Source organism: Streptomyces sp. 5K101 (assembly GCF_046506645.1).
Taxonomy (GTDB): Bacteria; Actinomycetota; Actinomycetes; order Streptomycetales; family Streptomycetaceae; genus Streptomyces.
On the sequence record NZ_JBKFFO010000005.1, the window covers coordinates 360,812 to 383,110 of the forward strand.

Annotated in this window: 21 protein-coding genes, 2 tRNA genes and 1 pseudogene; 8 read left to right on the plus strand and 16 right to left on the minus strand. The window is 69.7% G+C overall.

Going from position 1 to position 22,299, the window contains the following annotated elements; translation table 11 throughout:
* Positions 1-66: 66 nt before the first annotated feature.
* A complete protein-coding gene (gene pknB / locus ACLB9X_RS12600) occupies positions 67-2,091 on the plus strand; it encodes a Stk1 family PASTA domain-containing Ser/Thr kinase (RefSeq protein WP_410360386.1) in 2,025 nt (674 codons plus the stop codon).
* Between the two features lie 75 nt (positions 2,092-2,166).
* Here pknB and ACLB9X_RS12605 read toward each other — a convergent pair whose 3' ends face one another.
* Genes ACLB9X_RS12605 through ACLB9X_RS12630 form a run of 6 tightly spaced genes read right to left on the minus strand, consistent with a single transcriptional unit; the run spans position 2,167 to position 6,588 of the window.
* Positions 2,167-2,844, minus strand: a complete 678-nt coding sequence (locus ACLB9X_RS12605; protein ID WP_410360387.1) for a class E sortase — start codon at positions 2,842-2,844, stop codon at positions 2,167-2,169.
* Between the two features lie 39 nt (positions 2,845-2,883).
* Positions 2,884-4,206, minus strand: coding sequence for a class E sortase (locus tag ACLB9X_RS12610; RefSeq protein ID WP_410360388.1), 1,323 nt, complete (start codon positions 4,204-4,206; stop codon positions 2,884-2,886).
* A complete protein-coding gene (locus ACLB9X_RS12615; protein WP_410360389.1) occupies positions 4,203-4,841 on the minus strand; it encodes an aminodeoxychorismate/anthranilate synthase component II in 639 nt (212 codons plus the stop codon). Before ACLB9X_RS12615 ends, ACLB9X_RS12610 begins: the two co-directional genes overlap by 4 nt.
* A complete protein-coding gene (locus ACLB9X_RS12620) occupies positions 4,838-5,011 on the minus strand; it encodes a hypothetical protein (protein ID WP_410360390.1) in 174 nt (57 codons plus the stop codon). Before ACLB9X_RS12620 ends, ACLB9X_RS12615 begins: the two co-directional genes overlap by 4 nt.
* A 56-nt stretch (positions 5,012-5,067) precedes the next feature.
* The gene (locus ACLB9X_RS12625; protein WP_410360538.1) at positions 5,068-5,769 is read right to left on the minus strand and encodes a class E sortase; all 702 of its coding nucleotides are present in this window, start codon (positions 5,767-5,769) and stop codon (positions 5,068-5,070) included.
* A gap of 51 nt (positions 5,770-5,820) precedes the next feature.
* Positions 5,821-6,588, minus strand: a complete 768-nt coding sequence (locus tag ACLB9X_RS12630) for a DUF881 domain-containing protein (RefSeq protein ID WP_410360391.1) — start codon at positions 6,586-6,588, stop codon at positions 5,821-5,823.
* A gap of 140 nt (positions 6,589-6,728) precedes the next feature.
* Here ACLB9X_RS12630 and crgA point away from each other — a divergent pair, with 140 nt between their 5' ends.
* Positions 6,729-6,986, plus strand: a complete 258-nt coding sequence (gene crgA, locus ACLB9X_RS12635; protein WP_410360392.1) for a cell division protein CrgA — start codon at positions 6,729-6,731, stop codon at positions 6,984-6,986.
* Positions 6,987-7,250: 264 nt separating this feature from the next.
* Here crgA and ACLB9X_RS12640 read toward each other — a convergent pair whose 3' ends face one another.
* Both ACLB9X_RS12640 and ACLB9X_RS12645 read right to left on the minus strand, forming a co-directional pair.
* Entirely contained in the window at positions 7,251-8,156 is a 906-nt protein-coding gene (locus ACLB9X_RS12640; protein WP_410360393.1) for a rhomboid family intramembrane serine protease, read from the minus strand.
* 95 nt (positions 8,157-8,251) lie between these two features.
* Entirely contained in the window at positions 8,252-8,785 is a 534-nt protein-coding gene (locus tag ACLB9X_RS12645; protein WP_410360394.1) for a peptidylprolyl isomerase, read from the minus strand.
* Between the two features lie 277 nt (positions 8,786-9,062).
* Between ACLB9X_RS12645 and ACLB9X_RS12650 the strand changes: the two genes are divergently transcribed.
* Complete coding sequence (locus ACLB9X_RS12650) at positions 9,063-9,743, plus strand: DUF5324 family protein (RefSeq protein ID WP_410360395.1); 681 nt, start codon at positions 9,063-9,065, stop codon at positions 9,741-9,743.
* 192 nt (positions 9,744-9,935) lie between these two features.
* On the opposite strand, the pseudogene ACLB9X_RS12655 reads toward ACLB9X_RS12650, so the two are convergent.
* Positions 9,936-10,295 (minus strand): annotated as a pseudogene (locus ACLB9X_RS12655) (DUF6344 domain-containing protein); the annotation flags it as partial.
* Between the two features lie 626 nt (positions 10,296-10,921).
* Here ACLB9X_RS12655 and ACLB9X_RS12660 point away from each other — a divergent pair.
* The 3 genes from ACLB9X_RS12660 to crcB are packed head-to-tail and all read left to right on the plus strand — an operon-like array spanning position 10,922 to position 12,107.
* Positions 10,922-11,386, plus strand: a complete 465-nt coding sequence (locus ACLB9X_RS12660; RefSeq protein WP_410360539.1) for a fluoride efflux transporter FluC — start codon at positions 10,922-10,924, stop codon at positions 11,384-11,386.
* A complete protein-coding gene (locus ACLB9X_RS12665; protein WP_410360396.1) occupies positions 11,383-11,736 on the plus strand; it encodes a DUF190 domain-containing protein in 354 nt (117 codons plus the stop codon). Before ACLB9X_RS12660 ends, ACLB9X_RS12665 begins: the two co-directional genes overlap by 4 nt.
* Entirely contained in the window at positions 11,733-12,107 is a 375-nt protein-coding gene (crcB, locus tag ACLB9X_RS12670) for a fluoride efflux transporter CrcB (protein WP_410360397.1), read from the plus strand. Before ACLB9X_RS12665 ends, crcB begins: the two co-directional genes overlap by 4 nt.
* A gap of 123 nt (positions 12,108-12,230) precedes the next feature.
* On the opposite strand, the gene ACLB9X_RS12675 is transcribed toward crcB, so the two are convergent.
* A tRNA-Ala gene (locus ACLB9X_RS12675) sits at positions 12,231-12,303 on the minus strand.
* 190 nt (positions 12,304-12,493) lie between these two features.
* On the opposite strand from ACLB9X_RS12675, the gene ACLB9X_RS12680 reads away from it, so the two are divergent.
* Both ACLB9X_RS12680 and ACLB9X_RS12685 read left to right on the plus strand, forming a co-directional pair.
* The gene (locus tag ACLB9X_RS12680; protein ID WP_410360398.1) at positions 12,494-13,042 is read left to right on the plus strand and encodes a helix-turn-helix domain-containing protein; all 549 of its coding nucleotides are present in this window, start codon (positions 12,494-12,496) and stop codon (positions 13,040-13,042) included.
* 46 nt (positions 13,043-13,088) lie between these two features.
* A complete protein-coding gene (locus ACLB9X_RS12685; protein WP_410360399.1) occupies positions 13,089-14,444 on the plus strand; it encodes a protein kinase domain-containing protein in 1,356 nt (451 codons plus the stop codon).
* Between the two features lie 14 nt (positions 14,445-14,458).
* Here the strand turns inward: ACLB9X_RS12685 and ACLB9X_RS12690 are convergent, their stop codons facing one another.
* The 6 genes from ACLB9X_RS12690 to gyrB form a co-directional block, all read right to left on the minus strand.
* The gene (locus tag ACLB9X_RS12690; RefSeq protein WP_410360400.1) at positions 14,459-15,949 is read right to left on the minus strand and encodes a hypothetical protein; all 1,491 of its coding nucleotides are present in this window, start codon (positions 15,947-15,949) and stop codon (positions 14,459-14,461) included.
* Positions 15,950-16,371: 422 nt separating this feature from the next.
* Positions 16,372-16,506 (minus strand): DLW-39 family protein, encoded by a 135-nt coding sequence (locus ACLB9X_RS12695; protein ID WP_003958712.1) that lies wholly within the window; start codon positions 16,504-16,506, stop codon positions 16,372-16,374.
* 165 nt (positions 16,507-16,671) lie between these two features.
* Positions 16,672-16,748 (minus strand) — tRNA-Ile (locus ACLB9X_RS12700).
* Between the two features lie 82 nt (positions 16,749-16,830).
* The gene (locus ACLB9X_RS12705) at positions 16,831-17,466 is read right to left on the minus strand and encodes a DUF3566 domain-containing protein (RefSeq protein WP_410360401.1); all 636 of its coding nucleotides are present in this window, start codon (positions 17,464-17,466) and stop codon (positions 16,831-16,833) included.
* Between the two features lie 3 nt (positions 17,467-17,469).
* Positions 17,470-20,064, minus strand: coding sequence for a DNA gyrase subunit A (gyrA, locus tag ACLB9X_RS12710; RefSeq protein ID WP_410360402.1), 2,595 nt, complete (start codon positions 20,062-20,064; stop codon positions 17,470-17,472).
* A 44-nt stretch (positions 20,065-20,108) separates the two neighbouring features.
* Complete coding sequence (gene gyrB, locus ACLB9X_RS12715) at positions 20,109-22,184, minus strand: DNA topoisomerase (ATP-hydrolyzing) subunit B (RefSeq protein ID WP_410360403.1); 2,076 nt, start codon at positions 22,182-22,184, stop codon at positions 20,109-20,111.
* Positions 22,185-22,299: the final 115 nt, after the last annotated feature.

Below are 22,299 nucleotides of genomic sequence, written 5' to 3' on the forward strand. Positions count from 1 at the left end.
CGCGAACAGCACACCGGCGGACCACACACGGGTGCGGTCGGGACTGACGGAGAGGGCTGGAAGGTTATGGAAGAGCCGCGTCGCCTCGGCGGCCGGTACGAACTGGGCTCGGTGCTCGGCCGTGGTGGCATGGCCGAGGTCTACCTCGCCCACGACACCCGGCTCGGCCGTACCGTCGCCGTGAAGACGCTGCGGGCCGACCTGGCCCGCGACCCGTCCTTCCAGGCCCGGTTCCGCCGTGAGGCCCAGTCGGCCGCCTCGCTCAACCACCCGGCGATCGTCGCTGTCTACGACACCGGCGAGGACATGGTGTACGACGGCGCCTCCGGCGGGGGCGCCGGGGTCTCGATCCCGTACATCGTCATGGAGTACGTCGACGGGTCGACCCTGCGTGAGCTGCTCCACTCCGGCCGCAAGCTGCTGCCCGAGCGCACGCTGGAGATGACGATCGGCATCCTCCAGGCGCTGGAGTACTCGCACCGCAACGGCATCGTCCACCGCGACATCAAGCCGGCGAACGTCATGCTGACGCGCACCGGCCAGGTCAAGGTCATGGACTTCGGCATCGCCCGTGCGATGGGCGACTCCGGCATGACCATGACCCAGACCGCGGCGGTCATCGGCACCGCGCAGTACCTCTCCCCGGAGCAGGCCAAGGGCGAGCAGGTCGACGCCCGCTCCGACCTGTACTCCACCGGCTGTCTGCTGTACGAGCTGCTGACCGTGCGGCCGCCGTTCGTCGGCGACTCGCCGGTGGCCGTGGCGTACCAGCACGTGCGGGAAGAGCCGCAGCCGCCCAGCAACTTCGACCCCGAGATCACGCCCGAGATGGACGCGATCGTGTTGAAGGCCCTGGTCAAGGACCCGGACTACCGCTACCAGTCCGCCGACGAGATGCGCGCCGACATCGAGGCCTGCCTCGACGGCCAGCCGGTCGCCGCGACGGCCGCGATGGGCGCTGTGGGCTATGGCGGCGGCTACGGCCCCGACGACCAGCCGACCACGGCGCTGCGCCAGGCCGACCCGGCCGGTCAGACATCCATGCTCCCGCCGATGAATCCGGACGACGGCGGCTACGGCGGTTACGACGACCGCCCGGACCGCCGGCGACAGAAGAAGTCGAGCACCTCCACGATCCTGCTGGTGATCGCGGGCATCCTCGTCCTGATCGGCGCGGTGCTCATCGGCCGGGCGGTCTTCAGCGACAGCAGCGGCGGCAACGTGCCGGTGCCCCAGCTGGTCGGCCTGACCCTGGAAGAGGCGAAGCAACGGGCCGAGAACGCCAGCGTCGAGGTGCAGCAGTCCGGTACCCAGCGCTGCGACCAGCCCAAGGGCAAGATCTGCAGCCAGACCCCCGAGTCCGGTGAGGTCCCCGAGGGCAGCACGGTCAACGTGGTCGTGTCGGAGGGCGCGCCCAAGGTCAAGGTTCCCGACGTCACCGACAAGGACGTCGAATCGGCGACCGAACTCCTCGAGGAGGACGGCTTCACGGTCGACATCAAGGAGGTCGAGTCCGCCGAGGAGGACCCGGGCACGGTCCTCGAGCAGAACCCGCCCGGCCGGTCCATGGTCGAGAAGGGCACCGAGGTCACGCTGACGGTCGCCAAGCAGGCCAAGGCGGACCTGCCGGACGTGGTGGGCCAGCAGTTCGACAACGCGAAGGGCCAGCTGGAGATCCTCGGCTTCGAAGTGGTCCGGCTGGACGTCGACTCGGCCCAGCCGGCGAACCAGGTCGTCGGCCAGAACCCGCCAGCCGGCAAGGTCGCCAAGGGATCCAAGGTCACGCTGCAGGTCTCGAAGGGCCCGCAGCAGACGCAGGTCCCGGTGCCCGAGATCCGGGGCAAGCGGGTGTCCGAGGCCAAGCAGATCCTGGCGCAGGCCGGCTTCACGAACGTCGCGATCGCCCCTGGCAACCCGCAGGACGACAACGCCCTCGTGGCCGGCTCCAACCCGTCGCCCGGCACCCCCGCCGACCCGAGCCAGCCGATCGTCCTCGCGACGTTCGGCGGTGGCGGCAACAACGGCGGCAACAACGGCGGCAACAACGGCGGCAACGGCGGCGGCTTCATCGGCGGCGTCGGCGACGACTGAGGTCCTCCCCGGAGCAGCACAGAGCCCCGGCACCCATGAGCGGGTGCCGGGGCTTTCCCGTGCCGTGGAGGCCGGCTAGCGCAGCTCGGCCGGTGGCGTCCGCTGCGCGTCCACCTTCTCCGTGCGCTCCAGCTCGCCCCACACGATGTACCGGTAGTCCGACGTGTAGACCGGCGTGCACGTCGTCAGCGTGATGTAGCGTCCGGGCTTGTTCCTGCCCGACTCCTCCGGGATCGGCTTCAGCACGTCGACGTTGTACTTCGAGGTCTCCGGGAGCGTCTCGTAGACCTTGTAGACGTACCAGGTGTCCTTGGTCTCGAAGACGATCGGGTCGCCCTCGCGCAGCTTGTGGATGTTGTGGAACTTGGCGCCGTGGCCGTCCCGGTGCGCGGCCAGCGTGAAGTTGCCCTTGTCGTCCCACGGGAGCGCGGACTTGATCGGGTCGGTGTAGTAGCCGGCGATCCCGTCGTTGAGGGCCTCGGTGCTCGTGCCCCTCTTGACCAGCACCTCGCCGTTCTCCATGGCGGGTACGTGGAGGAAGCCGATGCCGTCCTTGGTGTCCAGCTCACCGGGACCCCTGCTCGCCCAGCCGTCGCGCATCCGGTCGCCCTGCTGGAAGGCCTCCCGGTCGGCGAGGACGTTCGTCCACCACAGCGAGTAGACGACGAAGAGCCCCAGCACCAGGCCCGCGGTGATCAGCAGCTCGCCGAAGACGCTGATGGCGCCGGCGATCCGGCTTCGTGCACGTGCCACTGCACCTGTTCCTGTCTTGAAGTGTCTCGGCCGACGTCATCAGCCGACCAGTGCGTCGGGTTTTCCCTTGCTGCGCGGCCGTTCCTCGACCATCTTGCCCCACACGATCATGCGGTAGGTACTGGTGAACTCCGGCGTACAGGTCGTCAGCGTGATGTATCGGCCCGGACGGGTGAAACCGGAGCCCGGCGGCACTGGACCGATCACGCTCACGTTCGACGGCGGGGTCTGCGGCAGGATGCTCGTCATCTCGTACGTGTAGTAGGTGTCCTGCGTCTCGACGACGATCGGGTCGCCGGGCTTCAGCCGGTTGATGTACCGGAACGGTTCGCCGTGGGTGTTGCGGTGGCCGGCCACCGCGAAGTTGCCCTGCTTGTCCTGGGGCATCGCGGTCTTGAGCTTGCCCTCGCTGTAGTGACCGACCATGCCGCGGTCCAGGACGCCGTTCTTGTCGATGCCCTCGGCGATGGGGACCACGACGTCCAGCTTCGGGATGTACATGATGGCGAAGCCCTGGCCCGGTTCGAAGGCATCGGGCTTGCGTCCCTTGGCCCAGTCGTCCTGGATCCTGTTCGCCGCCTTGTCGGACTGCTGTCCGGCCAGCACGTTCGTCCACCACAGCTGATACGTGACGAACAGCAGCATCAGCACGCCGAACGTGATGAACAGCTCGCCGATGGCGCGGCTCGCGATGACGGCCGGGCTGTCCTTGGCCGCCTTGGCCGCCCGTCTCGCCTCGACCCGCGACATCGGTTTCGCGGGCCCTGCGGGCGTCTCGGCGGCTGCGGCGGCCGTCGCGGCGGCGGGCCGCCTTCGGCCCCTGCCCTTGGCCGCCCTGCGCCGCTCGGCCCGGCCGGGACCCGGTGGCGCCTCGGCCGCGCGGCGCGTGTCGGAGGTGCGCAGCGCCACCGTCTCGTCGTCGGTCACCGGGACGGTGACGGAAGGGCCGGGCGCGGACTCCCCCGGCGCGGCCTTGGGGGCCAGCGTCCCGAACACGGCGGTCTCCGCCAGGGCGTCCGGGGTTCGCTCCTCGGGCGCCGGCGGCTGCGGCGTGACCGGAGCGTGCGACGGTGCCCGTACCGGGGCCGGTTCCGCCTCCCGCTTCGGCTCGGGGCCGTACCAGTCCTGGCGGTAGCCCTCGCGGTCGTACCAGTCGACCGGCTCCCCTGCTGCCTGCGGCTCCGCGTACGGCGCGGACGGGGGCTCAGGGCCCCGGGAAACAGTCGGTGTGCGGAACCAGGCGGAAGCGTGCTCGCCCGGGGGCAGGGGATCCGTCAGCGGGTCGTAGCCGGGCCCGGCCTCGCCCCCGTACTGCCGCCCGTGCTCATGCTCGTGCTCGTGCCCGGGGCGCACGGCGCTCACGCCAGTGCCTTGCCCACCACCGGTGCGAGCCCTGCCGAACGCCCCACGGCTCCGGCGTCGCCGCACTGCACCAGCCAGTTGGCGAGCATGAGATGTCCGTGCTCGGTCAGGACTGACTCGGGGTGGAACTGCACGCCTTCGACCGGCAGTTCACGGTGGCGCAGGCCCATGATGATGCCGTCGGCCGTGCGTGCCGTCACCTCCAGCTCGGCCGGCAGGTCGGCGGGCTCGGCGGCCAGCGAGTGGTAACGCGTCGCCGTGAAGGGCGACGGCAGCCCGGTGAAGACGCCCTTGCCCTCGTGGGTGACCAGCGAGGTCTTGCCGTGCAACAGCTCGGGTGCGCGGTCCACGACGCCGCCGTAGGCGACAGCCATCGACTGCATGCCCAGACAGACGCCGAAGACGGGCACGCCCGTGGCCGCGCAGTGGCGGACCATGTCGATGCAGACACCGGCCTGTTCGGGCGCGCCGGGGCCGGGGGAGAGCAGCACTCCGTCGAAGCCGTCCTGCGCGTGCTCCAGGGATACCTCGTCGTTGCGCACCACTTCGCATTCGGCGCCGAGCTGGTAGAGGTACTGGACGAGGTTGAAGACGAAGCTGTCGTAGTTGTCGACGACGAGGATGCGCGCGCTCATCGGGCCGCTCCTTCTCCGTCGACCGTCACGTCGTTGAACGGGAGCAACGGCTCCGCCCACGGGAAGATGTACTGGAACAGCACATAGACGACCGCCAGGACCAGCACGAGCGAGATGAGCGCCCGCACCCACGCATTCCCCGGCAGATGCCGCCAGATCCAGCCGTACATGCCGTCCCTTTCCGTTCGGTACGGCACCAGACTAAAGGGCCGCGGGGGCCCGTGGGTCAGCTGTGGAAAGCTCGCGGTTTGCCGTCGGTCACAGGCTGCGTCGTATCGAGACGCGCCCAGACGACGAGCCGGTGGCTGCTGCCCCACTCCGGTTCGCACGTGGTGAGCGTCAGATAGCGGCCCGGCCCGTCCAGTCCGGCGGCGCCGGCCTCGGCCGGATCCGGCACGGGAGCGATGACGCCGATGTCCGTGGGCAGCGTGCGGTAGGGGGCCTGCACGATCCGGTAGGTGAACCAGGTCGTCCCGTCCGTCAGCACGACGGCGTCCCCCGCGCGCAGCCGCGGGAAGTCCTTGAAGGGGTCGCCGTACGTGCGGCGGTGGCCGGCGACCGCGAAGTTGCCCGTCTCGCCCAGGGCGGCGGTCCCCGCGTAGTGCCCGAGTCCCTTCTTGAGGACCCCTGTGCCGGTGCCCTCGAGGACCGGCCAGTCCCAGTCCTTCCCGAAGCGCGGGATGTGCATGACGGCGAACGGCTTCCCGGACGCGTACCGCTTGGGTGCGGGCGGGCTCGTGCGGTCGGGCCGGGGCGTCGCCATCGGGGCCGTGGCCCAGCTGTCGCGCAGCCGGTCGATCTGCCCCTCCGTCGCGCCCTCGGCCTCGACACCGGTCCAGAACACCGCGTAGACGACGAACAGCACGATCACCGTGCCCGCGGTGATGCACAGTTCGCTGAAGGTCCGTACGAGCAGCCGCACCTTCACGTGCACCCCCAGGCTCCACCGACCGGCGGCGCCCGCCGGGCGGCCCGAGCGCTACCCGGCGGGCTTCGCGTAGTGGAGATCCACTGTGCCCGAGTAGCCGGGAAGAGTCACCCGCTCGTCCTCGTCCACTTTCCAGCCGAGGCCGTACGCCTCCACGTACAGCTGGTAGTTCTTGATCGCGGGTGACGCGGCGAGCGCCTTCTTGAGCGCCTCCTGGTCACCGACAGCGGTGATCTTGTAGGGCGGGGAGTAGACGCGCCCCTGGAGGATGAGCGTGTTGCCCACGCACCGCACCGCGCTGGTGGAGATCAGCCGCTGGTCCATGACCCGGATGCCCTTGGCCCCGCCCTGCCACAGGGCGTTGACCACCGCCTGCAGGTCCTGCTGGTGAATGACCAGGTCGTTGGCCTGGGGCTCGGGGTAACCGGGGGCGGCCTGCGCGTTCGGCGGCGCGTCGTTGAGCGTGACGCTCACGGCCTCGCCGCTCAGCCTCTCGGTGCCCGCGGACTCCTCCAGGGCCTTGAGCCTGGCGTCCTCGGCCTGGGTCGAGCCGTCGTCGCGCTGGGCGAGGGCGTCGACGTCGTCGCGTACGGCCGCGGTGGACTCCTCGAGGTCGCCGTTGTGGGCGCTGCGCTGCTTGATCAGGTCGGAGAGTTTCAGCAGGGAGTCGTCGGTGCGCAGATCGGTACCCTTGGCGGTGTTGAAACTCGTGACGAAGATCAGACCGGCGAGGGCGAAAACGGCAGCCGTGAGCAGCCGGACAGGCCGCCACCTGCTGCGGCGAACCTGCCCTTGCGGGGAGTCGGCAGAATTGCTCAACGTACCCTTATCTCCTTCGGCACCGCGGAAGCACTACGCTAACGGACGCCCGGGGAGCCGATGGTCCCCCTCGCGCCGCTCCCGGCGCCAGCCACAGTTACCTGCGCGGTCACGCAAGCGCATCGACAGGAGAGTCCCTCGTGCCGAAGTCACGTATCCGCAAGAAGGCCGACTTCACGCCGCCGCCCGCCTCGCGGCAGGCCGCGAACATCAAGCTGACCAATCGCAGCTGGGTCGCGCCGGTGATGCTCGCGCTGTTCCTGATCGGACTCGCCTGGATCGTTCTCTTCTACGTGACCGAGGGCAGCCTGCCGATCAAGAGCTTCGGCAACTGGAACATCGTCGCGGGCTTCGGCTTCATCGCCGCCGGCTTCGGTGTCTCCACGCAGTGGAAGTAGCCTCCGCGCCCGTCGGCCGTCAAGCCCTGCCCTGAGGTTATCCACACGGTTGTCCACAGCAGGGGAAAAGGTCAGACGATCTGTGGATAACTCTCCGGACGTTGACGCCGATGTGACTGCTACGGCCGGTCCGGTGAAGCGAAGGGCCCCTCGCCCTCGACCGGGAAACCCCAGGTCAGCGACGAGGGGCACGCTTGTTCCCCACAGCATGCACAAGATCCGCCACACGCTGTGGAGAACTTTGGGGAAAGATGCCGCCCCCGGTCAGGTGAGCGCGAGGGTCCGCGCCACGACGACCACGAGCGAGACGAGCAGGACGAAGGCGCACACGCCGAACTGGACCGCGGTGCGCCGCTTGCCCTGTGGTACGTGGACGAGCCCGTAGGCGATGGCCGCGCCGGCGACCAGACCGCCGACATGGGCCTGCCAGGCGATGTCGAGGCCCGGCAGGAAGGTGATCAGCAGGTTGATCGCCAGCAGCGCGAGGATGGGACGCAGGTCGTACCGCATCCGCCGCATCAGGACGATGGTTGCCCCGAGGAGCCCGTAGATCGCGCCGGAAGCACCGAGTGAGCCCGAGTTGGGCTCGGCGATGAGATAGGTCAGCGCACTGCCGGCGAACCCGGAGATCAGATAGAGCGCCAGGTAACGCGCACGTCCCAGCGCTTGCTCCAGCGGACCGCCGAGCCACCACAGCATGAGCATGTTGAAGAAGATGTGCCACACCTCTTGGTGCAGGAACACCGAGGTCAGCAGTCGGTACCACTCGCCTTCGGCCGCTACCCCCACCACGCCGTCCAGGACACCGTCATAGGCGGCCGCGATCAGCGTGAAGCGATGGATGAACGGGAGACCCAGCGCGAACCCCAGGACGTACACCGCGACGTTGATCGCCAGCAGCACCTTCGTCACCAGGCGCGGATCCGCCGTCACCGTCCCGCCCGCGATCGTGCGCGGGCGGTTCGCGTCGGGGGCGTGGCCGGTGCCCGATCCGGTGCGCACGCAGTCCGGGCACTGGAAGCCGACCGACGCGCTGATCATGCAGTCCGTGCAGATCGGACGCTCGCAGCGGGTGCAGCGGATACCCGTCTCGCGGCCCGGGTGCCGGTAGCAGCCCGGCAGGCCATGGGTGTCCTGCGGCTCCTGCGGACTGCCTGGCGCCTGGTCCATGAGGTCCCCTCGTCTTCCGGGCTCGCGCGACGTCGCCCTGCCCATCCTTACGGACGGACAGGGCGAAAAGGTTCCCGTACGGGAATCCCGCGGAATCAGCCCTCGCGCTTCTCCACGACGACCGACTCGATGACGACGTCGCTCAGCGGGCGGTCGGTGCGCGGGTTGGTCGGGGCGGCCGCGATGGCGTCCACGACCTTCTTGCCCGCGTCGGTCGAGACCTCGCCGAAGATGGTGTGCTTGCGCGTCAGCCACGCGGTCGGGGCCACGGTGATGAAGAACTGCGAGCCGTTGGTGCCCGGGCCGGCGTTGGCCATGGCCAGCAGGTACGGCTTGTCGAAGGCCAGCTCCGGGTGGAACTCGTCGGCGAACTCGTAACCCGGGCCGCCGGTGCCGTTGCCCAGGGGGTCACCGCCCTGGATCATGAAGCCGCTGATCACACGGTGGAAGAGCGTCCCGTCGTACAGCTTGTCCGTGGACTTCTTGCCGGTACCCGGGTGGACCCATTCGCGCTCACCGGTCGCGAGGTCGACGAAGTTCTTCACCGTCTTGGGCGCGTGGTTCGGCAGGAGCCGGATCTCGATGTCGCCTTGGTTGGTCTTCAGGGTGGCGTAAAGCTGCTCGGCCACGGTCTGCCTTCCGTAAGTCTTCTCTGACGTCGCCCGATCCTCGCACGGCGCGGCGGCGTACACGGAAAGGCAGCGGGGTAGTCGTCGTCGAAAGGCGCGCTTCGGCCCGAACAGGGGCATTGTCGTCCGCACGGTCCCGGACGTGACCCGGATGCCCGCCCCGCATGCCGGGAGAGCGCTCAAAAGGCATGATTTTCAATCGGGTGGAAAGGCGGAACTGTGCCCAACTGGGGACAAACCCCAGGCCCACCAGAACGCCACCGAGGAGGAGGATCCCGTGACCCGCATGGACAGCGTGCGCGCCGCGACCGGTACGGCGAAGGAGAGCGTGCTGCACGCCGCGGAAGTGGTGGCGCCCTACGCCGGCACGGCCAAGGACCAGGCCGCGCTCTACGCGCGCGAAGCCCGCGTACGGCTCGCGCCAACAGTCTCCAAGGCCGCTTCTCAGGCCCGTGTTCAGTACGGCGTACGTGTGGCGCCGCATGTGCCGCCCAAGCTCGACAAGGCCGCGCACCGGGCTGCTGTGAAAGCCCGGAGGGCCGCGTGTCAGGCGGCTGACTACACCGTTCCGCGTGTCGAGCACGCGGTGGCCGTCGCCCAGCCCGTACGTGCGGAGGCCGCGGCCCGTTCTGCTGCCGCTCTGGCCGCGCTGCGCGGACAGGTGACGGCGAAGGAGATCCGGAAGCTTGTGAGGAAGCACGAGCGGCGGTCCAGGGCCGGACGTGTCTTCAAGGGTGTTGCAGTGATCGGCGTGCTGGCCGGCGGCGCTTTCGCCGCCTGGAAGTGGTGGGACAAGCAGGCCAACCCGGACTGGCTGGTGGAACCGCCCGCCGCCACGGAGGTCTCCGACCGGGCCCCGCTGGCGTCCGTCGACGGCAGCACCAAGTCCGATCTGGATCCCGAGGTCCAGGCGAAGCAGGACGACGCGGAGTCCGCGGACCGCGACGAGGGTCGCTGACCATGGACGGTGGCGCCGGGAGATGAGGACGCTCCCGGCGCCTCACGCCGCTACGGCATACGCGGAACGGACAGGAGCGACGGCCGGGGCGCCGTTCGCGGGCCGCGCGGCGAGCGCCGTGCGTGCCGTCCGCCGTGAACCGGCGGGACGCGCCGCGGCGGCGGCGGGGGCGGCGACCGTGGGGGCCACCGTGGGGGCCGCTGCCTGGGCATCGGCCTCGGCCATGTCGGCGGCCTCGGCGTCGAGCGCGCGGACGTGCCTGGTGGCCGGGGAGGCACCGTGGGCCTCGGCGCCGATGCGCTGCTTCATGGTCGGCGGCAGCGACCGGTCCCGGGCCGTGGCGAGCCGGCGTGGCGTGGACGTTCTCCTCCTCTGCGCCGGCACGAGGACCGCGCCGGAGGCCTGCGGACGGGCCTTCGCCGGCTCCTCGGGCGTCCGGACGGCGGGCTGCGACGCGGCAGCGGCGGCGGTGGTGAGCCCCACCGAGGCAAGCAGTGCGAAGAACGCGGTGACGAACGCGGTCCACAGATTTTTGACCTTGAAGGCGGCCATGACCCCTCGCTTTCGGGTTGAGCGCTTTACATACCTTTCTCATGATGTGTACGCATCTCGAGGAGTGTGGGAGCGACGCCGCTCCCGCGCAGTTCTTCGGATGAACACCACCCGTGTGGCCCATCGCCCACGGCCGCGGACAGGCCGCGCACGGGATGCGAGGCCGGCCGAGGTCGTGTAGCGCGTGTCCCCCAGGACATCACCGCCCCTGATTCCTGCCTGATCAACGGCCGCCCACCCCCGCGCCTGCCAGGGGCAGATCGGCCGGCCCCCGGTGCGATCGGCGGGGCGACGGCGTCCCCAGCGGCAGGTGAGGATCTCGGCATCCGTCGGACGGCGCAGCGGGCGGCGCACGGTCCCGGGGCTGCTCCCCGTGCGACGGGTCAAATCGGCGAGCCCATTGGGCCGTCCGTGATGAGCCCGCCGAGCAGGGAGCCGAGCCCGCGAGCGGGCCACGCTACCCTTGAAGTCTGCGGCGACCGGAGTGGCCGCGCGGCGGTGGGGCCCGCCGTACTCAACCGCGGCGACGACGCCGCCAACGGTCCCTGCTTGCGACGTAGGCGTGCCCGGCCATCGGCCGGGTGCCGAGCGAGCAGGAGACGTGTGTGGGAGAGGCCCGACCCCGAGTGCTGAACGAACCCACCGACCCCGACGTCGATCTGCACGTGCCCGCCCAGCGGCGTGAGCTGGGACGCGGGCAGTTGCCGATCATCGCGGCGGTGTCCCTCGGCGGGGCCGTGGGTGCCTCGGCCCGCTACGGGGCCGCCCTGCTGTGGCCGACCGCCCCGGGCACCTTTCCCTGGACCACCTTCGCGGTGAACGTGATCGGCTGCGGCATCATCGGCGTCTTCATGGTGATCATCACCGACGTGTGGGCCGCGCATCGACTCGTGCGCCCGTTTTTCGGTACCGGCGTCCTCGGCGGCTTCACCACTTTCTCCACCTACGCCGTCGACATCCAGGGGCTCGTCGGCAACGGCCACGCGGGCACCGCCCTGGCCTATCTGGCCGCCACGATGCCGGCGGCCCTGGCCGCGGTGTGGACGACGGCGAACCTGACCCGCCGCGTGATCGAGTGGAGACAGTCATGACCCGCCTGACCGGCACCGCCCTGAGGCTGACCGTCTTCATCGGCGAGAACGACACCTGGCACCACAAGCCCCTGTTCTCCGAGATCGTCCACCGCGCCCACGCCGCCGGCCTCGCCGGGGCGAGCGTGTTCCGCGGGATCGAGGGCTTCGGCGCCTCGTCCCTCATCCACACCACCCGGCTGCTCTCGCTGAGTGAGGACCTTCCGGTCGCGATCGTCATCGTCGACACCGAGGAACGGGTCCGCGCCTTTCTGCCCCAGCTCGACGAGCTGGTCTCCGAGGGCATGGTGATCCTCGACGGGTGCGAGGTCATCCGCTACGTCGGCCGCGCCGTGAAGGAGCAGGCGTGAACTGGCTGCTCGTCATAGCCGGTGCCATGGTCGGAGCCCCGCTGCGCTACCTGACCGACCGCGCGGTGCAGTCCAGGCACGACACCGTCTTCCCGTGGGGCACCTTCACGGTCAACGTCGTCGGCTGCCTCGTCCTCGGCGTGCTCACCGGCGCCGTCACCGCCGGCACAGCCTCTTCCGAGATCCAGCTCCTGCTGGGCACCGGCCTGTGCGGAGCACTGACCACGTACTCCACTCTCTCCTACGAGACCCTCCGCCTGGCCGAGGAAGGCGCGCGCTTCTTCGCCGCGGCCAACGCGGTCGCCGGCATCGTCGCCGGTCTGGGCGCCGCCTTCACCGGAGCCGCCGTCGCACAGGCCATGTGGGCATGACCGCCTCCATCCCCGCCCCGGCCTCTCGCTCCAGGGCTCCCAAGCCTCTCGTGGCTGCTCACGCACCCGCACGCAAAATGCCCTCCGATCCCCGTTTCCGCGGATGGGAGGGCATTTCACGAGTGGAGCCTAGGGGAGTCGAACCCCTGACATCTGCCATGCAAAGACAGCGCTCTACCAACTGAGCTAAGGCCCCGGGAAAGGTGACCACGACCGAGAGGCACGCTTCTCGGTCACCGTCGCGCACCAGAGTACCGGGTCACCCCCGTGGTTCTGCAAAAGGATTGGGACTCCCGATGGGACTCCCGGTCCCTGGACACGCTCCGTAAGATGCACCACGCGGTTCGCAGCAGCGAAGCCGCTTGGGGAAGCGATGGGGAGGCGCAATGGACGCAGCACAGCAGGAGACGACCGCAAGAGCCCGGGAACTGCAGCGCAGCTGGTACGGGGAGCCGCTGGGGGCGCTCTTCCGCAGGCTCATCGACGACCTCGGCCTCAATCAGGCGAGGCTCGCCGGCGTGCTCGGTCTGTCGGCTCCGATGCTCTCCCAGCTGATGAGCGGCCAGCGCGCGAAGATCGGCAACCCGGCTGTCGTCCAGCGCGTCCAGGCCCTGCAGGAGCTGGCGAGCCAGGTGGCCGACGGCAGCGTGAGCGCCGTGGAGGCAACGGACCGGATGGAGGAGATCAAGAAGTCGCAGGGCGGCTCGGTCCTCACCGGCACCAGCCAGTCCGCGAACACCTCCGGGGCGCCGACCGTGCGCCGCGTCGTGCGGGAGATCCAGTCGCTGCTGCGCTCGGTCGCGGCGGCGGGCGACATCATCGATGCGGCCCACTCGCTCGCCCCCACCCACCCCGAACTGGCAGAGTTCCTCCGGGTGTACGGCGCCGGGCGCACCGCCGACGCGGTCGCCCACTACGAGTCGCACCAGAGCTGAACGAGGCGGACGCCGCCGCGAGGGAACCGGGAGCTGGCGCAGCACAATGGGTGAGGTCTTCGCTGGTCGGTACGAGCTGATCGACCCGATCGGACGCGGCGGCGTCGGAGCCGTCTGGCGCGCCTGGGACCACCGGCGCCGCCGCTATGTGGCGGCGAAGGTCCTGCAGCAGAGCGACGCCCACACCTTGCTCCGCTTCGTGCGCGAGCAGGCGCTGCGGATCGATCACCCCCATGTCCTCGCCCCGGCGAGCTGGGCCGCGGACGACGACAAGGTCCTGTTCACCATGGACCTGGTGAGCGGCGGGTCTCTGGCGCACGTCATCGGCGACTACGGCCCGCTGCCCCCGCGCTTCGTCTGCACCCTCCTCGATCAGCTGCTGTCCGGACTTGCCGCGGTGCACGCGGAGGGGGTCGTGCACCGCGACATCAAGCCGGCCAACATCCTGTTGGAGGCCACCGGAACCGGCCGGCCCCACCTGCGGGTCTCCGACTTCGGCATCTCCATGCGCAAGGGTGAGCCTCGGCTGACCGAGACCAACTACGTGGTGGGCACGCCGGGTTACTTCGCGCCCGAGCAGATGATGGGCGCGGAGCCGGACTTCCCCGCCGACCTGTTCGCCGTCGGTCTCGTGGGGCTCTATCTCCTGCAGGGCCAAAAGCCCGACTCCCAGGCGCTGGTCGAGCACTTCGCCAACTACGGCACCCCGAGCGCCCCTCAGGGCATTCCCGAGCCGCTGTGGCAGGTGCTGGCCGGGCTGCTGCAGCCCGACCCGCAGGCCCGCTTCCGCACGGCCACAGGTGCGCGCAAGGCGCTCACCGCCGCCGTGGAGATGCTGCCCGAGGCGGCGGCCGACGAGGAACCGGTCGAGATCTTCGACCAACTGGGGCCGCTGCCGGCCGGCTTCGGTCCGGGAGGGCCTGAGCCGGCCCAGGCGACGCCCCGGCAGGCACCGCCCGCCGCCCCTGCTCCGCAGCCCGTCCCGGCCTCTCAGACGGGCAGCTTCCACCTGGCCCCGCCCCCGCAGCAGCCGTCCGCACAGCTGCCGGATACGGCGCAGCCCGCCACTCCGCCCGCCGTGCCCGTCCAGCAGGAGTCCGCGCCGAGCCCGGCGCCCGCTGCCCCCGCTGCCGTACCAGCGCATCCCCTCTCCCCCCATCACGCGCCGACGCAGGGGCAGCCCTCACAGGCGCTCACCGCTCCGGTGCCGTACGAACAGCCTTCCACTCGTGCCTACACCGCCCAGCGCCCGCAGGTTCCCGATCCCGCCGCGCAGAATTCCGGGGCCCTCCGTTCCGCCGCACAGAAGCGGCCGGGACCGCCCCCGAAGGTCGCGGTCCCGGTTCTGATCGTCGCTCTGCTGTGCTTCGCGGTGGGCATCTGGGCGCTCACCCAGACCTGAGTCCGCCCTCCCGCCTACCGGCCGGGGGGCGGTCCGTACTGCCCGTACCCGTGGCCCTGTCCCGGCCGGCCCTGCGGGGGCTGCGGCGACTGCGCGGGTGGGTAGCCGTATCCGGTCGCCGGGCCGTACGCGGCTGCCGGCGGGTCCTGCGCCCGGGCCGCGTGGGCCTGATGCGCGGCCGGCGCCTGTCCTTGGGCCGGGACGGAGGCCGGGCCCTGCGCGGCCCCGCCCCGCCGCCGTGCGAGCAGGGTCCATGCGCCGAGCCCCAGCACCAGGACAGTTCCCGCGCCGATACCCGCCGCGGCGACGACCACCATCGTGCCGCTCTTCTCCGCGGCGTCAGCGTTCTTGCCGCTGTCCGCGGCGGCCCGGTCGTCGTCGGTGACCTGGAAGTCGCCCGCCGGACCGTCGTAGGCAGGCCCCGCCTCGGCTTGACCGGTCACGTTCACGCGCAGCGTCAGCGGCATCGGCTTCTCGCTGAACGCCTTGGCCATCTCCGGGCTCAGCGTGACGGAGAGGTAGTACCAACCGGCGAACCGCATGGCGGCCACGCTGCTGTCGGAGTCGTAGCGGTTCTCGTAGGCCACCGGCGGCAGGGGGTCCAGGGCCATGGACTTCTGCTTGCCGTCGTAGTAGACGCTGCTCTCCTCGTCCACGAGCCCGCGGGCCGGGTTGTGCAGGGCCACCGCCAGGGCGTTGCCGACGCCCTGCAGGCTGTCGCCCTCGGGGCTGTTGCCGAGGTCGGCGCTGACGAACAGCTGCTGCCCCCAGTCGACCGGCACCCGGTAGAAGAGCGTCTGCCCCGGTGCGATCGCGTCCTGCCACTCGCCTTGTTCGAGGCTGGTGGCGTCGTGGAAGCCGGCGCCTCCCGCCCGCTTCTGCGGACCGCCGCCCGGTGCCGCGGGGGAGGCAGACTCCCAGCTCTCCGGTGCCGCCGTGGGCTCGGCCTCCTTCAGCTCGGGCTCGGAGACGAAACGGATCTCCACGTCCCACGGCTCCGACCCCGACGCGGCATCGCTCGTACGCTCCAGGAGGACGTAGTAGGCACCCGCCTCCTGGCAGCTGCTTCTGTCCCTCTCGATCCGCCGCGTCGCGTAGTCGGCGACCGGGCGGGCATACAGCGCCGATCCGAAGTCGGCCTCGCCGTCGCTGCACTCGGAGCCCGACCGGTCCTCGATGCTGACCGCGAGCTTGTCGGCGTAGGCGACCTTCCTCCCATGCTCGGGGACGGCCACCGCCGAGACGTAGGCGTTGGACGTGGCGTCCAGGTCGATCCGGTAGTAGCGCTTCTCACCCGGCTTGATGCTGTCCCGGTACGTCGAACCGGCGGTCAGTTCCGGGCCGTTGCTGTTCACGGGCGTGCCCTGGACGCGCTTCGCCTCGTCGTCGAAGGTGTACGGGCTCGGTTCGCCCGCCGCCCGCGCCTGCCCCGGCAGCGCCGCCACGGCGCACATCGCCGCCATCGCGGCCAGCGTCACCCGGCCCCTGCCGCGCTGCCTCTTCACGCGCTTCTCCCTGTGGTCGATGAGTCCGACGATCCGCCGCCGGGCTCGGCCAACCGGACGGGCCGGTGGCCGCCGCGGTCCTGCGCCGCGGCAGGACGAGCGCCGCGGCCGCGATCAGGACGGCGCCGCCGCCCGCTGCCGCGGCGATCGCGACGCCGGACCATCCTGCCTCGTCGGCGCCCGCGCTGTCTGCGCGCGCGGGCGAATCACCCCTTCTTGTCCCGCTGTTCGCCCGTACCGCACTTCCCCCTCCCCGCCTCCCATTTGCTCTCGCACGTCAGTGATTTACGGAGGTGAATCCAACGACGCTGCGTCACGGCCACTCAACGGAACGCAGTCAACTGCCCTCGCGGTGTTGACCCCGGACAGCACGAAGCCCCGGCCGCTTCCGCGACCGGGGCCCGCGATCCAAGGACTGGGTCTCACACACCCGAACCTGCGGGCACGGAGTCGGTCGCCTCCGTCCACAGATCCTGCTCGGCGCGATCCGCCTGGATCTGGCGGTACACGAGGAGCCCGCCGATGGCGGCCAGTGCGACCAGGAGAAGCTTCTTCACCGCGCGACCTCGTCTTTCCTTGACGTATGAGGACTTCTGGCGCCCGACTATACACACCGACCGATACCGATCGGTGACCTACCGGTCCGCCGCCGAGACCCCGCCCGCCTCAACCGGGGCCGACGACAAAGGCCCCCAGCCGTTCCCGGCTGGGGGCCCTTGCACTGGTGGGGCTAACAGGATTTGAACCTGTGGCCTCATCCTTATCAGGGATGCGCTCTAACCAACTGAGCTATAGCCCCTCCGCGCTGCGCGCTGACCTCTGAAGATTAGCGCACACGCGGTGCAGCGCCAAAATCGGATTCCGGGAACCCGGCTCCGGCGCTACTCGTCCTCGGCGAGCGTGAGCTCCACACCGCCCACAAATCCGGCGGAGAGGTTGTAGATGAAGGCGCCGAGGGTGGCCAGCGCTGTGGCGAGCACCACATCGATCACCGCGATGACCGAGGTGAAGATCAGCACGCGCGGCAGCGACAGGAACGACTGGAGGTCGAAGCCGTTGCTCTCGTTGGAGCCGGTGGCCTCGCTGATCGTCCCGCCGACCGTCGAGAAGACGCCCATCGCGTCCATGACCATCCACAGCACCGCGGCCGCGACCACGGTGCAGATGCCCAGGGCGATGGAGAGCAGGAAGCTGACCTTCATCACCGACCACGGGTCGGCCTTCGCCACCCGCAGCCGCGCCTTGCGCGTACGCGGTGTCGTACTGGCACCCGTACGCGGCCGGCGCACCGCGGAAGCGGCCTGGCCGCCCTGGGTGCCGCCCGGCGAGGGATACGCCTGCGGCGGGTGGTACGCCTGCCCTGGCTGGACGGGAGCGGGCTGCTCGCCGCCGTACGTCTGGTGCGGGGGCTGAGGCCCCCGGGTGTCCGTCACTGTGGCCCCCTGGGAGTCCGCGGCAGGGCCACGGGCACCGTTCGCTCCGGAAGCGGCCGCTCCGGCGCCCGTGGCTCCACTCACGCTCTACTCCTCGTGCTCCCCTGCCGAGGACGGAGTGCCCTCGGCTGCCGACTCGGCCGGCTCGTCGCCGTCCGCCTCGGTCCCGTCGATCTCTTCGGCCTCGCGACCTGCCTCGGCGTTGCGAGCGATCCCGACGACGGCATCGCGCTTGCCCAGGTTGATCAGTTGGACGCCCATGGTGTCACGGCCCGTCTCCCTGACTTCATTGACTCGCGTACGAATAACGCCGCCACCCAGGGTGATGGCGAGGATCTCGTCGGTCTCCTCGACCACCAGCGCGCCGACGAGCGAACCGCGGTCCTCCACGATCTTCGCGGCCTTGATTCCGAGGCCGCCGCGGCCCTGGACACGGTACTCGTCGACGGCGGTCCGCTTCGCGTACCCGCCGTCGGTGGCAGTGAACACGAACGTACCGGGCCGGACCACATTCATCGAGAGCAGTTCGTCGCCTTCGCGGAAACTCATGCCCTTGACACCGGAGGTCGCGCGTCCCATCGGGCGGAGCGCCTCGTCCGTCGCGGTGAACCGGATTGACTGCGCCTTCTTGCTGATGAGCAGCAGATCGTCCTCGGCGGACACCAGCTCGGCACCGATCAGCTCGTCGTCGGCGCCGCTCTCGGTCTCCCGGAGGTTGATCGCGATGACACCGCCGGAACGCGGGGAGTCGTAGTCCTTCAGCGACGTCTTCTTCACCAGACCGGCCTTGGTGGCGAGCACCAGGTACGGCGCGGCCTCGTAGTCGCGGATCGCGAGGATCTCGGCGATCTGCTCGTCCGGCTGGAAGGCCAGCAGGTTGGCGACGTGCTGACCGCGCGCGTCCCGGCCGGCGTCCGGCAGCTCGTAGGCCTTGGCCCGGTAGACCCGGCCCTTGTTGGTGAAGAACAGCAGCCAGTGGTGCGTGGTGGAGACGAAGAAGTGGTCGACGATGTCGTCTTCCTTCAGCTTCGTGCCGCGCACGCCCTTGCCGCCGCGCTTCTGCGAGCGGTAGTCGTCGGTCTTCGTGCGCTTCACATAGCCGCCACGCGTGATCGTGACGACGATGTCCTCCTCGGCGATCAGGTCCTCGATGGACATGTCGCCGTCGAAGGGCACCAGCTTGGACCGGCGGTCGTCACCGAACTTCTCGACCAGCGCGGCCAGTTCCTCGCTGATGATCGCGCGCTGCTTCTCCGGCGAGGCGAGGATCGCGTTGTACTCGTTGATCTTCGCCTGGAGTTCGTCGTGCTCCTGGATGATCTTCTGGCGCTCCAGGGCGGCGAGCCGGCGCAGCTGCATCTCGAGGATCGCGTTGGCCTGGATCTCGTCGATCTCCAGCAGGCCCATCAGTCCCTCGCGCGCCACCTCGACGGTGTCGCTGCGCCGGATCAGCGCGATGACCTCGTCGATCGCGTCGAGCGCCTTGAGCAGACCGCGCAGGATGTGCGCCCGCTCCTCGGCCTTGCGGAGGCGGAACCTGGTGCGCCGGACGATGACCTCGATCTGGTGCGTCACCCAGTGGCGGATGAACGCGTCCAGGGACAGCGTGCGCGGCACGCCGTCGACGAGGGCGAGCATGTTGGCACCGAAGTTCGTCTGCAGGTCGGTGTGCTTGTACAGGTTGTTCAGCACGACCTTGGCGACCGCGTCGCGCTTCAGCACGATGACCAGACGCTGACCGGTGCGCGAGGACGTCTCGTCACGGACGTCGGCGATGCCGCCGATCTTGCCGTCCTTCACGAGGTCGGCGATCTTCTGCGCGAGGTTGTCCGGGTTGACCTGGTACGGAAGCTCCGTGACCACCAGGCACTGGCGGTTCTGGATCTCCTCGACCTCGACGACCGCGCGCATCGTGATGGAGCCGCGACCGGTGCGGTACGCCTCCTCGATGCCCTTGCGGCCGACGACCAGGGCGCCGGTCGGGAAGTCCGGGCCCTTGATCCGCTCGATCAGGGCGTCGAGCAGCTCCTCGTGCGTGGCCTCCGGGTGCTCCAGCGCCCACTGGGCGCCGGCCGCGACCTCGCGCAGGTTGTGCGGCGGGATGTTGGTGGCCATACCGACGGCGATACCGGCGCTGCCGTTGATCAGCAGGTTCGGGAAGCGCGCCGGCAGGACCGTCGGCTCCTGGTTGCGGCCGTCGTAGTTGTCCTGGAAGTCGACGGTCTCCTCGTCGATGTCCCGGAGCATCTCCATGGCCAGCGGCATCATCTTGCACTCGGTGTACCGCATGGCCGCGGCCGGGTCGTTGCCCGGGGAACCGAAGTTGCCGTTGGAGTCCACCAGCGGCATGCGCATCGACCACGGCTGGGCCAGGCGGACCAGGGCGTCGTAGATCGAGGTGTCGCCGTGCGGGTGGTACGTGCCCATGACGTCACCGACGACACGGGCGCACTTGTAGAAGCCCTTCTCGGGGCGGTAACCGCCGTCGTACATCGCGTACAGCACGCGGCGGTGGACGGGCTTGAGCCCGTCCCGCACGTCCGGCAGCGCGCGCGAGACGATGACGGACATCGCGTAGTCGAGGTAGGAGCGCTGCATCTCCGTCTCGAGCCCGACGGGCTCGACACGCAGGGCGAGAGGCTCTTCCTCTTCGGTGGTGACAGGAGTGTTCTCGTCGGCCATTGCTGGTCTTCAGTCCTTTCGTGCGGTACTCAGCTGAGACCGACTCAGATGTCGAGGAAGCGGACGTCCTTGGCGTTGCGCTGGATGAACGAGCGCCGCGCCTCCACGTCCTCGCCCATGAGCACCGAGAACAGGTCGTCCGCCTGCGCCGCGTCGTCCAGCGTGACCTGGCCGAGCACACGGTGCTCCTGGTCCATGGTGGTGACGCGCAGCTCCTCGGCGTTCATCTCGCCAAGACCCTTGAAGCGCTGGATCGAGTCCTCCTTGATGCGCTTGCCGGCCTGCTTGCCGAGCTCGACCAGGGCGTCGCGCTCGCGGTCCGAATACGCGTACTCGAAGTCGTCCCGGCCCCACTTGATCTTGTACAGCGGGGGGCGGGAGAGAAAGACGTGGCCGGCCTCGACCAGCGGCCGCATGAAGCGGAACAGGAACGTCAGCAGCAGGGTGTTGATGTGCTGACCGTCGACGTCGGCGTCCGCCATCAGGATGATCTTGTGATAGCGGAGCTTCTCGATGTCGAAGTCCTCGTGGACACCGGTGCCGAAGGCCGAGATCAGCGCCTGGACCTCGGTGTTCTGCAGGATCTTGTCGATCCGCGCCTTCTCCACGTTCAGGATCTTGCCGCGGATGGGCAGGATGGCCTGGTACATCGGGTTGCGGCCGGACTTGGCCGAGCCGCCGGCGGAGTCGCCCTCGACGATGAAGATCTCGCACTTGGTGGGGTCGTTGGACTGGCAGTCGCTCAGCTTGCCCGGCAGCGACGCCGACTCCAGCAGGCCCTTGCGGCGGGTCAGATCGCGCGCCTTGCGGGCCGCCACCCGGGCGGTGGCCGCCTGGATCGCCTTGCGGACGATGTCCGCGGCCTCGTTCGGGTTGCGGTCGAACCAGTCGGTCAGGTGCTCGTGGACGACCTTCTGCACGAAGGTCTTCGCCTCGGTGTTGCCCAGCTTGGTCTTGGTCTGGCCCTCGAACTGCGGCTCGCCGAGCTTGACCGAGATGATGGCGGTCAGACCCTCGCGCACGTCCTCGCCGGAGAGGTTGTCGTCCTTGTCGCGCAGCAGCTTCCTGTCGCGCGCGTACCGGTTGACCAGGCCCGTCAGAGCGGCCCGGAAGCCCTCCTCGTGGGTACCGCCCTCGTGCGTGTGGATCGTGTTCGCGAAGGAGTAGACACCCTCCGTGTACTGCGAGTTCCACTGCATCGCGATCTCGACCGAGAGCATCCGCTCCTTGTCCTCGGCCTCGACGTCGATGACCGTGGGGTGGATGAGCTCGCCCTTGCGGCTGTTGAGGTACTTGACGAAGTCGACGATGCCGCCTTCGTAGTAGTACTTCACGGTGCGGGCCGGCTGCTCCTCGACCGTCTCGGCGGAGGCGTCCGCGTCGTCGGCGCCCATGGTCGCCTTCGCGGACTCGCGCTCGTCGGTCAGCGTGATCGTCAGGCCCTTGTTGAGGAAGGCCATCTCCTGGAAGCGCCGCGACAGCGTCTCGAAGGAGTAGTCGGTCGTCTCGAAGACGTCCGGGTCGGCCCAGAACGTGACCGTGGTGCCGGAGTCCTCGACGGCCTCGTGCTTGGCGAGGGGCGCGGTGGGCACTCCCTGCTTGTACTCCTGTGTCCAGCGGTAGCCGTCGCGCTTGATGTCGACCGAGACCTTGGTCGACAGCGCGTTGACGACGGACACACCGACACCGTGCAGACCGCCGGAGACGGCGTACCCGCCGCCGCCGAACTTGCCGCCGGCGTGCAGCACGGTCAGGACGACCTCGACGGCCGGCTTCTTCTCGACGGGATGGATGTCGACGGGGATACCGCGTCCGTTGTCCACCACCTGGACCCCGCCGTCGGCGAGGATCGTGACGTCGATGGTGTCCGCGTGCCCGGCCAGGGCCTCGTCGACCGAGTTGTCGACGACCTCCTGCACCATGTGGTGCAGGCCACGCTCGCCGGTCGAGCCGATGTACATGCCGGGGCGCTTGCGGACCGCGTCCAGACCCTCGAGGACGGTGATCGCGCTGGCGTCGTACGAGGAGCTTGCCTCGCCGTTCCCACCGGCGGCAGTGGACAGGGTGTTCTCGTTGGGGTTGCCGGAATCGGCCACGAAGCGCCCTTTCTGGCACAGCACAAGCCGCTCTCCGGGCTAGCGGGACCGGCTGCGTCGTTCGGCATCTAGTCGACGTGTCCCGCGAGAGACGCGGGATTGTCCACCAGTCTACCGGTACCGGCGACACGAATGGGGG

Excerpts from the sequence above, each read along its gene's own strand:
- gyrA (WP_410360402.1), bottom strand. The coding sequence starts at position 20,064 with ATGGCCGACGAGAACACTCCTGTCACCACCGAAGAGGAAGAGCCTCTC.
- ACLB9X_RS12665 (WP_410360396.1), top strand. The coding sequence starts at position 11,383 with ATGACCCGCCTGACCGGCACCGCCCTGAGGCTGACCGTCTTCATCGGC.
- ACLB9X_RS12615 (WP_410360389.1), bottom strand. The coding sequence starts at position 4,841 with ATGAGCGCGCGCATCCTCGTCGTCGACAACTACGACAGCTTCGTCTTC.
- ACLB9X_RS12620 (WP_410360390.1), bottom strand. The coding sequence starts at position 5,011 with ATGTACGGCTGGATCTGGCGGCATCTGCCGGGGAATGCGTGGGTGCGG.
- ACLB9X_RS12680 (WP_410360398.1), top strand. The coding sequence starts at position 12,494 with ATGGACGCAGCACAGCAGGAGACGACCGCAAGAGCCCGGGAACTGCAG.
- ACLB9X_RS12640 (WP_410360393.1), bottom strand. The coding sequence starts at position 8,156 with ATGGACCAGGCGCCAGGCAGTCCGCAGGAGCCGCAGGACACCCATGGC.
- pknB (WP_410360386.1), top strand. The coding sequence starts at position 67 with ATGGAAGAGCCGCGTCGCCTCGGCGGCCGGTACGAACTGGGCTCGGTG.
- ACLB9X_RS12685 (WP_410360399.1), top strand. The coding sequence starts at position 13,089 with ATGGGTGAGGTCTTCGCTGGTCGGTACGAGCTGATCGACCCGATCGGA.